We start from the raw sequence: 12,446 nt of genomic DNA, 5'->3' as shown, positions 1-12,446 counted from the left end.
AAAGATCCATAAGCCGGCTCAATGCCGGCTTTCTAATTGTCGGAAAGTGGGAGTCGATGGCCCTGCCGCCGTTACAGTCGGTATCCCACCGCTGAGGTTTAGTGTTGGCGTGTTCGAACGGGTGGCAGATCCTGAACGGCTACCCGCGACGCCCACTCTTCGGCTTGTTGTGGCACAACGGGTAACTGGAGCACGACCGGAAGGCCCCATGCGGCCCATTGCGGTCCACGAACACGCCCACCTTGCACACCGGGCAGCGCTCTTCGTGGATCGCCGCGCCTGAAATCCCGGTCACCTCCACAACACCTTCCTCCACCAGCTCATCCAGGAATGGCGAGTGCTTCCCCTGCAGGGTGAACATCGCAACCGAGCGTCGCGCACGCGTCAGCGCGACATAGAACAACCGCCGTTCTTCGCTCAGCGGATAGGTATCCCCATCCGGCATTGCCAGCGAAAGCACAGGGTCATCCGCGCGCAGGCTCGGGAAGCTGCGGTTGATCATGCCCGGCAGGATCACGTAGTCCGCTTCGCGTCCTTTCGACCGATGGACCGTGAGGAACTCGACGTCCATCGTGCTGCCGAAGGCCGTCTTCCAATCCGAAGGCACTGCACCCCGATCCGCGCGGTAGCGCCCCAGAACAAAGACCGTCACGCGCCCGTTGCGGCCCTGTGGAACGGCACCGGACAGCAGCTGCTGGTGCAACGTGGCGAGGTATTGGCGAACGCCATCCTGCACCTCCTCACGCCGGTGCATCTGGAACGCCTGCAGCACCGGGCCCATCGCCGGTGTAGTAGAGCGAACCTCCTTGACGATCTGCGCGGGGTTCCTGCTGACGAAGTGACTGGAAGCATCGCAGAGCGCCTGAGGGCAGCGGAATGTCTGCTCGAGCTTCAGTACCTGGCCATGCCCCATCCCCTCGCGGAATCCGGTCATCACCGAAACGTCGGCACCGGCGAAGCGATTGATCGATTGCCAGTCATCGCCCACCGCGAACAGATGGCGGCCCGGTTGGCTGACCAAGGCGCGGCAGAGGCGCGCACGGGCGCGCGATGCGTCCTGGAACTCGTCGGCCATCACCAGTTCGTAGGGTGATTCATAGTGGCCCTGTTCCAGCAGCCCGGCGGCCATGTTGAGCATGTCCTCGAAGTCGATGCTGCGCTCGTCAGCCAGTGCGTTGTCCCAGGCCTGGAAAACCGGCCCTGCGATTTCCAGGAAGCGACGGTGTCGTTCCTTGAACTGATCCTCAGGCATCTGCCGCAGGCGCGCGGCCATATCGTCCAGCGTCAGGCAGTTGCTCTTGGCATGGGCAATGAAGGTGCGCATCAGGCCGATCAGGTCCGCGTCCGGCATCGGCTTGGCGCCTTGATCGGGCAGTTCGCGGTCCGGGTTCGGGTCGAGTTCGATGTCAAACTCGCCAAGCTTCTCTGCGAGGTCCAGCAGGGCATGTCCGCTGCGCAGGCCAAACGAGGTCGTCTCGACAAGGGCCGTGCCGCGCGCCACATGCTGCTGGCGCTTCCAGTGCATCCCTTCGCTGTAGTTGGCAAAGTGCTTCGGCGGTTGGCCATCGGCATCCAGTGCAAAGTGCTCGTGATACAGCCCGGCGTCCGGGTAATAGAAGTCGGGGCGATACTGGCGGTGGGTGTCGGTCGCCGTATCAAATTCGTAGCGGCGCTCGTAGTCATACGTCACGCCGTTGTAGAAGAGCCAGTCGGCGATCACGCACTCTTCCAGGCTCTTTACCCGCTCACCCTGCAGCGTGCGGATATAGGGCGAGCCATCGCGGTCGTAACCATCGGCCTCCATTTGCTCACCGAATGGCGGCAGATCGCGCCCGAACACCAGGCGGAACATGTCCCATTGGGTGCGGAAGTGGGTCGAGCGATCCTTCAGGTCGTCCACCAGTTCGGCCAGCTTGTTGAAGCCGAGCGTCGCGTCGATGGTCCAATCCGGGATGTCGGGCTTGCGCCCTGTGGCTTTGGCGATGATTGCCAGGCCCAGGGCGTGGAAGGTCCGGGCCTCCACCACGGTGTTGCCCATGCCGAGCCGGTCGAAGCATCGCTGCGCGCGCTCTTCCAGCTCCTTCGCGGCGTCCTTGTTGAAGGCGAGCATCACGATCCGTTCGGGTTCGACAAAGCCGCGATCGATGGCATAAGCGGCCTTGGCGACCATCGTGGAGGTCTTGCCAGAGCCAGCGGAAGCGACGACCTGCACGCGGTTGTCGAAGCAGATGACGGCGCGGGCTTGTTCCTCGGTCAGGGGCTTGCTCTCGACCCGGTCCAGGAAGTCCCTGGCAAGCTCCAGTTCGCGTGTGGCCATGGCCGCGTTGGCGTCGGCCCACACGGCGGGCCAGTCCAACTGCCAGTCGTGCAGGGCGTCCAGCGCTGCACGGTTGCTGGGCGAATGCAGGTCCTGGTGCACATCCTCATCGAGGAACAGTTGTTCCAGCTCGCGTGGCGGGAGCGGCAGGGCGGGGCGACCGGCCAGCAGTGCCTGCTGTTGTTCGTGCGTGATCCAGCGGCGGGCGGTGCTACCCCGGTCGGTGAGGGCATCTGCTTCGGCCAGCCACGACTGGATCTGCTCCAGAATCGTGTCGAACAGTGCCCTGCGACCTCGCGTGGTACTCGCAAAGCGTACCTGCTGCAGCGCTGCTGCAAGCCGGGAGGCCTGGCCGTTGGGCAGTCCATCCATGGTCAGCACGCCGTCGTCCTGGGTCTGCAGGGCGACCTTGGCCCAGAAGAGTCCAGGGATGACCTGCACGCGCTCGTCGTCAGCCACGTGCTGCCGGTACTGGCGACCTTCAATCAAAAGCTCGACGTGTTCGCCGTCAAGTCGCAGCTGCCAGTCCGGCGAGCGGGTCACACGTAGGCCCCAGCCCGAGGGGCGCCATTCCATAGACATCCAGATACTGCCTTGCATACGTCAACTGGGCTTGCAGAGCCCTTAGCCCTCCATGATAAGGGGCCTTGACGACGCGCGTGGCCTTTCGTTTCATGGTCGGCCGTACCACCGGATTCATTGACGTAAGCGAAGGCCGTTGCCAGCATGAAGCCTCTGGACGTGGACGCCGCTCATGGAAATCGACTGGAACTGTGTGGGTACCTTGAAGCACACCGTCGGCGGCTACGATATCCGCACGGATGCACTGAAGAGTCTGGTGACCGCTGCAATGCAGGGGCACGAGGGTGATGTCTCGCAGATGCGCATCGAGATGGAGGACGGCATCGTCCTTCTGCCAGACGAGATCAGGCGCCTGGCACTGGCGCGGAGTCGCATCCGCTAGCCGCACCGATTGGCGCTGGACCCGGTTACCCTGCGGCAACTCCGGGTGCCAGCACCTGCCAGCACGGAATCACTCGTAGGCGCGGTCCCGCCTTGTGGGAGGCACCTCAACCAGGTCTCCCCGCCGGATCAGCTCATCCAGATCCACGGCCGATGCCGCCAATGCCTCCTGCGTATCGAAATCCCATTTGTTCTTGTACTCACGCCCCAGAAGATCGCAGACCGCCTTGGCGCGCTGGTAGGCATCGTTCTTCGCGTCATCCTGCATCAACTCATCGCGATGGATCTGGCAGAGCATCAGCTGGTGTGCGTCTTCGCTGCGCTCGCGCTCCCAGGCAATGTCGGGCAGGCCGGAGAGAGCGGTCGCAAGTGCGAGTGCAGTCATTGACATGACGGTGTCCACAGTCGGCGGAAAGCTGAGCGTATGCGAGCGGCAGTGGCAAGCGACCACCGCCGCCCGCATGGTTTCATGACGTGTTCACCATTCGTCGCCGGATGGAATGCGCTGGGGAAACTTCCTCAAGCATTCACATCCACGACAATCCGCCCGCGCACCCTGCCCGGAATGATCTGCTCGTAGACCTCAAGCACGTCGGCAAGCCCAATCAGCTGCACCGTGCTTTCCAGCTTCTGCGGATTCAGGTCGGTGGCAAGCCGGTCCCACGCACGTTGGCGAACGTCCTGCGGCGCATTCACCGAATCTACGCCCGCAAGGGTCACGTTGCGAAGAATGAAGGGCAGCACCGAGCCGTGCAGTGCATCGCTTTGCGCCAGTCCACAGGCGGCGACGGCACCGCGGTATTTCGTCTCGGCAATCGCGTTGACAAGGGTAGGGCCACCCGCCACATCCACCACGCCGGCCCAGCGCTCGGCGCTCACCGGCCGGTCGCGCGGCTCTGAAAGCTGTGCGCGATCGATGATCTCGGCCGCGCCCAGGCTGTGCAGGTACTCGGCGTGTTCGAGGCGCCCGGTAGCGGCCACCACGCGATAGCCCAGCTTTGAAAGGATTGCCACCGCGATCGAACCGACGCCACCGTTGGCGCCGGTCACCAGCACATCGCCCTTGTCGGGCGTCACACCGGCATGTTCCAGGGCCAGCACGCACAGCATGGCGGTGTAGCCGGCGGTACCGATGGCCATGGCATCGCGGGTGGTCAGGTTGCCGGGAATCCTGTTGAGCCATTCGCCTCGCACGCGGGCGCGCTGTGCCAGGCCGCCATGGTGGCCCATGCTCAGGTCCCAGCCATTGAGTACAACGCGGTCGCCTGGCTTGAAGTCGGGCGTGCTGGATTCCAGCACCACGCCTGCCAGATCGATGCCGGGAATGAGCGGGAACTTACGGATGACCGGACTCTTGCCGGTGAGGGCAAGCGCATCCTTGTAGTTGAGTGTGGAGTACTCGACCTGCACCAGCACGTCGCCGTCCATCAGGTTGGCATCATCGAAATCGACCAGTTCCGTGGATACGCCGTCGTTCGTTTTGCGGGTCAGCAGTGCCTTGAAACTCATGGTGGGGGCTCACGTTCAGTGGATGCGCCCATGCTAGGCTCGCACCCTTATCGCAACAAGAACGATGATTTTCCGTAGGTACTATGGTTTTCCGGAGTATTCATGCGTAGCAAGCGTTGGGACGGCAAGAGCGGGTGCGCCGTGGAGGTCACGCTGTCGGTGATAGGGGGCGTGTGGAAGCCCGTCATCCTCTTTCATCTGGTGACGGGCAAGCGGCGTTTCATGGAACTGACGCGGCGGGTGCCCAATGCCACCCAGTCCATGCTCACCAGCCAGCTGCGTGAACTGGAAGCCGATGGCGTGGTGATCCGCCACGTGTACCCGGAAGTGCCGCCGAAGGTGGAGTACGAGCTTTCCGAGTTCGGCCGCACGCTGGTGCCGGTGCTGCTGGCGATGCGCGAGTGGGGTGAAACCTATCGCGGCCATGGGAGCACGGACAGCGACGGCTGAGACCTGGAGTGGAGCGCCGAAGCAATAACCGCAGCACCGCAGGCAGCGCATGAGCGCCGCCTGGTTCCATGAAGGGTTGCGATGCGGTTCCTGTTCCGTTGACGCCCGGTTCCCTATAGTGGCGCCGGAACCCTGCAACGGAATGCCCATGCACGTGATGTCCCCCAGCCGTTGCCTGACGCTTGCACTTGCCATCGCAGTGAGTGCCAGCGCGTGTGCGCGGCCACCGTCCACCGAACTCGAAAGGAATCCCGCCATGTCCGGCGCAACGCAGACCGGCCGCACGATCAACGGTCACACCTATACCGATGCCCCCGTGGACGTGAAGCTGGGGCCGAACATTTTCCGCATCCCGGCCAACTACCTGGACAGCCAGATCGCACCGTGGCCGGGCGAGGGCGTGACGCTGGTCATCGAGTGGCCGGACATGACGCCGACGCCGCCGGGCGCCCGGGCGAATCCGCGTACGAATGATTTCCGGAAGGAGATTCCCATTCGGATCAACTACGTCGATCGCGTCCCCGTTGAAACACTGCTTTCAAGGCTGTCGTCAAATGAAGCCATCACGGAGGAGGGTTCTGTGGAAAGGGAGGATCCCAGGGACCGTCTCGATCAACGCGTTGCACAGCCGGAGACCTTGGGCCTGACGCCCTATGCAATCGATGAGGCGAAGATGGTGGTGTACGCGAAGAAGTATGAGGCGCGGTACGGAAAGCCGCCTGTGCGCAATCCCGCCTACGAAAGAGACTGGTATATCGCACGTCAGGGCGACGGCCGGATCAGCTCGTTCATCAAATGTGACGGCGAGGAATTCCGACGCGACGGCGTGCGGCTGGAGGGGCGCGAGGTGATCAGTGAGCCTGGGGAAGTGGCAGCGGGCTGCGTTCATTACTTCGTGGACATCGACAACAAGCTGTCCGTCAGCCTGGACTACAAGAGAGCGTTTCTGAAGGACTGGAAGCGCATGGAAGAGGCCGTCAGGGACGTCATCGCGCGCACCCGGTCCGAGTGATCAGTGATTCAAGGAAGAGAAGGGGCAGGGTATGAGTGGATTGACCGAACGGGATCTGAGCGTCCTTGGCAGCTATGCCAGAGACGGCAACCGCGAGCTTTACTGGAACTACCTGTCGCAACTGCCGGGAGCCGATGGATACGGGACACTGGCACTGGGTGTTGTACGCAATGACAGCCTGCCGGGACGCGTCGCGAACGCGTATGCACAAAGCTACGCGAAGACCCAGCAGGACGAGGGGTCCCGGTTTTCAAATGCACAGTTGACGGAGCGGCAATGGGAGTCCTTTGGGCAGACCCTGCTCGAAAGAGATCTTGAGTTGCGGCAGCAGTGGATGAACGAGCGCCGTCCAGACCTGGCACTGAATCTTCCCGGCAAGGATGTGATGCTGGCTCACGACCGGGCATTTGAACGGCATGAACTTGATCCCAACTGCTGGACGCCGCGCGTGTTGCTGCAGGCGGCTGAACAGAAGAGCGGCCCCGCGAAGCTGGAACAGATCTGGACCAACATGCTCAACAACGACTACGCGGGCGGTCCACGCGTAGGCAACACCAGCGTCGATGCCGTCAGCCAGATGGGATGGACGAAAGGTGGCCAGTACCTGACCCGGTTGAGCGTGCTGGAAGCCACCCAGGCGCTGGAGGGCCGCTCGGCGGTCGATCCGAATGTCATCGGTGGCAACAGCTACTACGCGATGTACTTCGAAGCGGACAGGAAGTGGGCCAGTATCAGTGCGGGCGGCGGCCACATGTCGATGCGCGAGATCACCGATCCGGCCCGTATCGCCGAACTCAACGACGCGCGCGAGGTTCGTCTGGAACGGCAGGAAAAACGTACCCAGTTCCACCCGGACGACCCGTACCGGACCATTACCCGCAGCCCGCTTACCGCAGCCGTGGACGAAGTGCCGGATCCCTCGCAGGCACCGACCCGTCTGGCCGACATTGGTCCTGGCCACCGTGAGTACGCATTGATGCAGCAGGTGCGCGAAGGCGTGGCCGCGATCGATGCCAGCGCGGGACGGACCCACGATGAGAACAGCGAGCGCCTTGTGGCGAGCGTGATGGCATTGGCGCGCCACAACCAGCTCGAACGTGCCGACCATGTGCTGCTGAGCGCGCAGACCGCCGATCAGCCGGCCGGCCGCAACGTATTTGTGGTGCAGGGTGAGTTGAATGATCCGGCGCATCTCCGGGCCTCCATGCCCATGGACAGGGCGGTGCAGACGCCGGTCGAGCAGTCACTGCAGGCCATGCGGACAGTCGGCGCGGATCGTGAACAGGCACACGCGCAGCGCCAGCAACAGGAGATCGATGTGCAGGCACGCGACACCCCGGCCATGCGCATGGGCTAGGGTCCCGGCTTGCCGCAGCCCCGCCTCGCGTGCCCGGACCGCCGCCTCGATGCTCTGCACCCGCCGTGTTCCACGGCCGCGTGGGCGTGTTTGGCTTGAACCCGGAAGTGCCGGCTGCCGCGACGGTGGTCGTGGCGAAGATCGACCGGATGACGCGTAAGGGTGAGTATCCGGACGTCGCATGCGGCACCGGGACGCTACTTCGCCGGGGCGTCTGCTGCCTGCGCGGCCACCATGGCCTGCTGCATTTCCTTCAGCGACAGATAGCCATCGCCATCAGTATCCAGCCCCGCGAAATACTTCGCGATTTCCGGCACCACCGCGGCTTCCTTCCTGCTGCTCCCCCTCGGTGTCCAATACAACGATGCCCCTCGGAAGGGGCATCGCTGGGGCTTACGGCGTTGTCTTCGCTTGGCGCGGATCGGCAATGATGCGCGAGGGCGATCCATACAGCACCAGGACCCGCATGCCGGTGCTGAACACCGGATCGGGGCCCTGCACAACCGTCATCAGGTTGCCGTTCTCCGTCTGCACCACGTACTCCAGACCTTGGGTCTTGGAAAGTGCGCGTTCGGAAGCGGCACCGGCAATCGCGCCCACAACCAGGCCGCCGATGGCGCCAATGGCGGCCGCCTGATCGCTACCACCAATGGTCGAGCCGGCGACGCCGCCAGCAGCTGCGCCTGCGACGGCACCGCCACCTTGGCTGCCGTCGATACTTACCGGGCGAACACTGATGACCGTACCGCCGACAGTCCGATTGACCTGTCCCACCGAACCGATGGAGTAGCTGTCGGTTCGCACGTTGGGCGCGCAGGCCGTCAGCATTGCGGCAACAGACGCACCCAGCAGCAGGCGCTTCACGGCGCTTCCTGCTTGTTCGGGAACATCGGCTTGGTGATGTCCACGGTCTCCAGCGCCTGCAGGAACTGGGCGATGTTGTTCTGCGCCGAGCGGCTGATCGACTCGCGAGCGCGGATGACACCGGCAAAGGCATAGTTGAACGGTACTTCGCCGGAGGCGCTGACATCCTGGGTATATACGATGCTGCCGGTGGCGCGATCGATCAGCTCATACCGGGCGATCGTCTTGGTGGTCATCGAGGCGCCGAAATTCGGAATGTCGATGGCCAGGATCTTCACCGAAAGGCTCAGCTTCACCGGCGCGTCGTCACGGAAGACCGCCATCTTGTTCAACGCTTCGGTCAGCGCGTTCTGCCACATCTGCGGCACTTCGTGCTGGGCCTGCGCCGGAATCTTGCCCTTGGCCTCGTCCGGGCGCGCCAGGGTAACGGTCAGCGACTTCAGCTCACCGTCGATCTTCTTGCTGCTGACCCCGACGTTGGGAACCGAGAAATTGAGCGGAGGATTGGTGGTGCAACCCGCCAGCGACGCAGCGAGGATCGCTGCGAACAGGAACTTCTTCATCCATTTTCCCCTGTGATTACGTTGAAACATCCATGGTGAATCGTGTTTTCGTCCGCAACATCGATGCTGTGCTTCAGCGGTCGCATGACGGCGTGGCTGACTGCGCGCAAGGATACCTGAATTGGGGCGGTCTGCTATCTGGCATCCCCAGCGCTCAAACCGGCCTCCGGGCGGGCGCGTGTTACCAGGGTAATCAGGCGAACGCCTGTGAGAGCGGACGGCTGCAGGTTGCTGCCTGGCACTGACCGCGGCCCAACGGCATCTTGCTGCAAGTGTGTGCAGCTTGCCGGCCCACGGGCTGGAACTCACTGACCTGTTCGTTCTCGCAGGCGGCGAGCAGGGGCAGCAGCACCCATGGCAACGAGCGCTGCAGTAGGGTACGGACCCGTGTCATTGCATCAGGCCTCATCCATGGGACGGGTCATTGGGTCATGCCGGGTGCAGCCAAGCGCGGGCTTGCAAGCGCGCCCTTGGCGCTACGGAACGACGGCTCAGAAACTGTATGCCGCCTGCAGATACACCCGCCGCGGCTCACCGGGGAAATGCCCGTTGCGTTCGATGAAGCCACTGGCCGCGTACACCTTGTCGAACAGGTTCTTGACGTTGGCCTGGAACTGCCACTGCCTCCACGTGGTCTTCCAGCTCATGTCGAATACGGTGTAGGCCTTGACCGTCTGCCCATCCAGGCTGACGCGCTCGCCGACGTGATCGGCGCCAAAGCCAATGGCGGAATTGATCGCCGGCAGGTCATAACGCGTCCACACGCCCAGCGTGTTGCGCGGCGCGTTGGCGAATCGGTCGCCGGAGGCGTTGGTGATGCCACTCGGGCCGGCGTCCTTCACCCGCGCATCGTTGTAGGCATAGGTCAGGTTCAGCACCCAGCGCTCGGTGAGATCGGCCAGAAGGTCCAGCTCCATGCCGGTGCTGCGCACCAGGCCCAGCGCGGCCAGCTGGTTCACGCCACCGATCACCTCGCCGGTGGCCTGCACGATGTTGCTTCGGTCGATCCGGTAGGCCGCCATGTTCAAAGTCACACGGTCGGCCAGCAGCGACTTCATGCCCACTTCCCACTGCTTGCTGCGCTCGGCATCGAACGGTCCGCCAGCGGCCGGGTTCTGGTTGGCGGCACTCTGTGGCACGAAACCACTGGCGACGTTGGCGTAGACATTCAGGCCCTCGCGTACGGTGAACGTGCTGCCCAGCCGCCAGCTGAGATCGTTGCCAGCCACACTGCTGCCACTAATGCGATCCGCATCCTTGAAGCCATCCCAGCGCAGCCCGGCCAGCACATGCCAGCGTGTGCCCAGTGCCAGTTCGTCCTGCAGGTAACCGCCATAGCGCTTGCTGCGGGTTGAGGTGCTGCGCCAGGGCAGGGCGGCCAGGTTGTAGTCGTGCCAGGTACTGGCGCCATACACGGGATTGAACAGGTCGATGCCGCGCACCGGCCCGGCACCACGCGCAAGGTCAGCGCTGTTCGCGGTCTGTGCGGTGAAATCCGCATCCAGCTGGTACACATCGGCGCCGAACAGCACCTTGTGCTCAACCGTGCCGGTGGCCACCCGCCAGACGGCATTGCCGTTGGCAGTGAATGCTTCGTTGTCGCGTATCTGGTTGCGCAGCTGGCGTGTCATCCACTCGGCCACGCCATCGCGGTCACGATCGATCAGACCCATCGGCTCGTGGTACCTCTGGTGTTCGTTGTTGCTGAACCAGCGGGCGGCGAAGTCCAGGTCCAGAGTGTCGCTCGGCGCGAAACGGTACTGCGCCAGCGCCACTTTGGCGCGCATGTCGAGGAAGTCGCTGGCCTCGTTGTGGTTCCAGCGGCGGTCGGTCAGGAACGTGCCTGCATCGTTGACCGGCACGCCACGCAGGCGGTTGCCGCCAAGGTTCTGGGTGATGTCGGTGAACTGCAGCACCAGTTCGCCGGTCTGGCCAACGTCGAAGGCCAGCGAGGCGTCGCCGATCACGCTCTCGCTGTCGGTGTTCCAGCGCACGCCCTCTTCACCGTCAGCATAGAGCCCGGCGCGATAGCGTACGCTGCCGACGGCATTCAACGGCCCGGTACCCTCGATCGATCCGGCACGGAAGTCCTTGTTGCCCAGCTGGACCTCGATGCGGCGTTCGGCGCTGGCTTTCGGCTTGCGGGTCACGTAGTTGATGACACCGCCCGCATCACCACCGCCATACAGCGCACCGGCCGGCCCCTTCAGCACTTCCACGCGCTCGATGTTGAACAGCTGCGGCACCGAAAATCCTGCATACGGGTCGCCACGCAGACCGTCATACAGCACGTTCTCCTGGCGGAAGCCGCGCAGGGTCACCCCGGCATAGCTGAAATAGCTGATACCGCTGATGCTGCGATAGAGGTCGGTCACCTGACGCGCGGCCTGGTCGTCGATCAGTTCGCGCGGGATGACCTGGATCGACTGCGGGACCAGCTCCAGCGGTGTATCCGTGCGGGTGCCGACCGCGGCATCGTCCACCCGGTACAGGGTTTGCGCACGTCCGCGGACCTCGACCTTGTCCAGGTCCTTGGGTGCGGCAGCCGAGGGCTCGGCAGCATGGGCAAGGGTTGCCAGGGGCAGGGTCAGTGCCAGGCACAGGGTGCGTTGCAGGGGCGTGGGGAGGGGCATTGGGAGAGGAGTATGTTTCTGCAAATGAGAAAGATTAGCATTTGCGATACATCGAAGCCTATTCCCCGAATGCGCTATGGACGCGCGCCGGGGTCCGTATAGGGGGTGCCCGCCAGGGCCACCAGTACCCCGGTGGCACCGCGCACGATCAGCTGCAGCATGGCCTCGCGCGGGTCCTCGCCCTGCAGCTGGCTCGCCAGTCCTTTCTCATAGGCCGCCACCATCGATGCCAGCAGCATGGCCGCGCCCAATCGCGCTTCGGCGTCATGTCCGGGCCGGCCGGCAGCGAGGGCCATCAATCCCGCCAGATCGTCAGTCAACTGCGCCTGCAGCCGTCGCGCGTGCGCGACCAGCACCGGGCTCTCCGCCACGGTGCCCCAGAAGGCGGCAGCGCCGGCATTGATGCGCAGCAGCGGATGGCCAGCCTCCAGCAACTCGCGCACGAGTGACTGGAAGGCCGCCAGCGGGGTCAGGCTGCTGCGCGCCATCATGCCCTCGCGAAGCAGTGTGCGCGCCTCCTCATCCCGGTCGAACACCAGGTCTTCCTTGCTGGCGAAGTAGTTGAAGACCGTCTTGCGTGAGACGCCTGCGGCTTCGGCGATCTCGGACATGGAGACGGCCTCGAAGCCACGCCGGATGATCAGCTCGGTGGCGACGTCCGAAATCGCTTGTCGGGTCTCGGCCTTGCGTTGTTCGCGACGGCCTGGTGGCGGGGTCATGGGCGGTTCACATGTCAAAACGTACACCGAGTGTAACATTTGATCCGCCAGAGCGCCGG

General features: G+C 63.8%; 12 protein-coding genes. 4 read left to right on the top strand and 8 right to left on the bottom strand.

The features are described from left to right. Positions 1–139: 139 nt before the first annotated feature. Positions 140–2,893, bottom strand: coding sequence for a UvrD-helicase domain-containing protein (locus FQS62_RS14275; protein WP_208043232.1), 2,754 nt, complete (start codon positions 2,891–2,893; stop codon positions 140–142). 178 nt (positions 2,894–3,071) lie between these two features. Between FQS62_RS14275 and FQS62_RS14270 the strand changes: the two genes are divergently transcribed. Then, on the top strand, positions 3,072–3,281 hold the full coding sequence (locus FQS62_RS14270) for a hypothetical protein (RefSeq protein WP_088479769.1): 210 nt from the start codon (positions 3,072–3,074) through the stop codon (positions 3,279–3,281). Positions 3,282–3,350: 69 nt separating this feature from the next. On the opposite strand, the gene FQS62_RS14265 is transcribed toward FQS62_RS14270, so the two are convergent. Both FQS62_RS14265 and FQS62_RS14260 read right to left on the bottom strand, forming a co-directional pair. Then, positions 3,351–3,671 (bottom strand): hypothetical protein, encoded by a 321-nt coding sequence (locus FQS62_RS14265; protein WP_208043219.1) that lies wholly within the window; start codon positions 3,669–3,671, stop codon positions 3,351–3,353. A gap of 128 nt (positions 3,672–3,799) precedes the next feature. Continuing rightward, positions 3,800–4,789: an acrylyl-CoA reductase (NADPH) gene (locus FQS62_RS14260; RefSeq protein WP_208043218.1), complete on the bottom strand. Its 990-nt coding sequence runs from the start codon at positions 4,787–4,789 to the stop codon at positions 3,800–3,802. Between the two features lie 102 nt (positions 4,790–4,891). Between FQS62_RS14260 and FQS62_RS14255 the strand changes: the two genes are divergently transcribed. The 3 genes from FQS62_RS14255 to FQS62_RS14245 all read left to right on the top strand — a co-directional run bounded on the left by FQS62_RS14255 (position 4,892) and on the right by FQS62_RS14245 (position 7,608). Further along, positions 4,892–5,239, top strand: a complete 348-nt coding sequence (locus FQS62_RS14255; RefSeq protein WP_049448529.1) for a winged helix-turn-helix transcriptional regulator — start codon at positions 4,892–4,894, stop codon at positions 5,237–5,239. Positions 5,240–5,387: 148 nt separating this feature from the next. Continuing rightward, positions 5,388–6,251, top strand: coding sequence for a Smlt3025 familytype IV secretion system inhibitor (locus FQS62_RS14250; protein WP_208043217.1), 864 nt, complete (start codon positions 5,388–5,390; stop codon positions 6,249–6,251). A 31-nt stretch (positions 6,252–6,282) separates the two neighbouring features. Further along, positions 6,283–7,608 carry a Smlt3024 family type IV secretion system effector gene (locus FQS62_RS14245; protein WP_208043216.1) on the top strand — a complete coding sequence of 442 codons (1,326 nt, stop codon included), beginning with the start codon at positions 6,283–6,285 and terminating at the stop codon, positions 7,606–7,608. Between the two features lie 197 nt (positions 7,609–7,805). Here the strand turns inward: FQS62_RS14245 and FQS62_RS14240 are convergent, their stop codons facing one another. From FQS62_RS14240 to FQS62_RS14220, 5 genes are all read right to left on the bottom strand, one after another. Then, positions 7,806–7,928 (bottom strand): hypothetical protein, encoded by a 123-nt coding sequence (locus FQS62_RS14240; protein ID WP_258012699.1) that lies wholly within the window; start codon positions 7,926–7,928, stop codon positions 7,806–7,808. A gap of 73 nt (positions 7,929–8,001) precedes the next feature. After that, entirely contained in the window at positions 8,002–8,472 is a 471-nt protein-coding gene (locus FQS62_RS14235) for an outer membrane lipoprotein (protein WP_057500574.1), read from the bottom strand. Then, positions 8,469–9,035: a UDP-N-acetylglucosamine acyltransferase gene (locus FQS62_RS14230; protein ID WP_049458660.1), complete on the bottom strand. Its 567-nt coding sequence runs from the start codon at positions 9,033–9,035 to the stop codon at positions 8,469–8,471. Before FQS62_RS14230 ends, FQS62_RS14235 begins: the two co-directional genes overlap by 4 nt. Positions 9,036–9,526: 491 nt before the next feature. Continuing rightward, complete coding sequence (locus tag FQS62_RS14225) at positions 9,527–11,668, bottom strand: TonB-dependent siderophore receptor (protein WP_208043215.1); 2,142 nt, start codon at positions 11,666–11,668, stop codon at positions 9,527–9,529. A gap of 74 nt (positions 11,669–11,742) precedes the next feature. After that, positions 11,743–12,387: a TetR/AcrR family transcriptional regulator gene (locus tag FQS62_RS14220; RefSeq protein WP_049448517.1), complete on the bottom strand. Its 645-nt coding sequence runs from the start codon at positions 12,385–12,387 to the stop codon at positions 11,743–11,745. Between the last annotated feature and the right edge of the window lie 59 nt (positions 12,388–12,446).

It is taken from the genome of Stenotrophomonas sp. SBJS02 (assembly GCF_020428325.2).
Lineage (GTDB): Bacteria > Pseudomonadota > Gammaproteobacteria > Xanthomonadales > Xanthomonadaceae > Stenotrophomonas > Stenotrophomonas africana.
This window is presented reverse-complemented; position numbering and strand designations above follow the sequence as displayed.

Coding starts and splice junctions, on each gene's coding strand:
- FQS62_RS14220 (WP_049448517.1), bottom strand. CDS start 12,387: ATGACCCCGCCACCAGGCCGTCGCGAACAACGCAAGGCCGAGACCCGA.
- FQS62_RS14260 (WP_208043218.1), bottom strand. CDS start 4,789: ATGAGTTTCAAGGCACTGCTGACCCGCAAAACGAACGACGGCGTATCC.
- FQS62_RS14275 (WP_208043232.1), bottom strand. CDS start 2,893: ATGGAATGGCGCCCCTCGGGCTGGGGCCTACGTGTGACCCGCTCGCCG.
- FQS62_RS14245 (WP_208043216.1), top strand. CDS start 6,283: ATGAGTGGATTGACCGAACGGGATCTGAGCGTCCTTGGCAGCTATGCC.
- FQS62_RS14230 (WP_049458660.1), bottom strand. CDS start 9,035: ATGAAGAAGTTCCTGTTCGCAGCGATCCTCGCTGCGTCGCTGGCGGGT.
- FQS62_RS14270 (WP_088479769.1), top strand. CDS start 3,072: ATGGAAATCGACTGGAACTGTGTGGGTACCTTGAAGCACACCGTCGGC.
- FQS62_RS14255 (WP_049448529.1), top strand. CDS start 4,892: ATGCGTAGCAAGCGTTGGGACGGCAAGAGCGGGTGCGCCGTGGAGGTC.
- FQS62_RS14265 (WP_208043219.1), bottom strand. CDS start 3,671: ATGTCAATGACTGCACTCGCACTTGCGACCGCTCTCTCCGGCCTGCCC.
- FQS62_RS14225 (WP_208043215.1), bottom strand. CDS start 11,668: ATGCCCCTCCCCACGCCCCTGCAACGCACCCTGTGCCTGGCACTGACC.
- FQS62_RS14250 (WP_208043217.1), top strand. CDS start 5,388: ATGCACGTGATGTCCCCCAGCCGTTGCCTGACGCTTGCACTTGCCATC.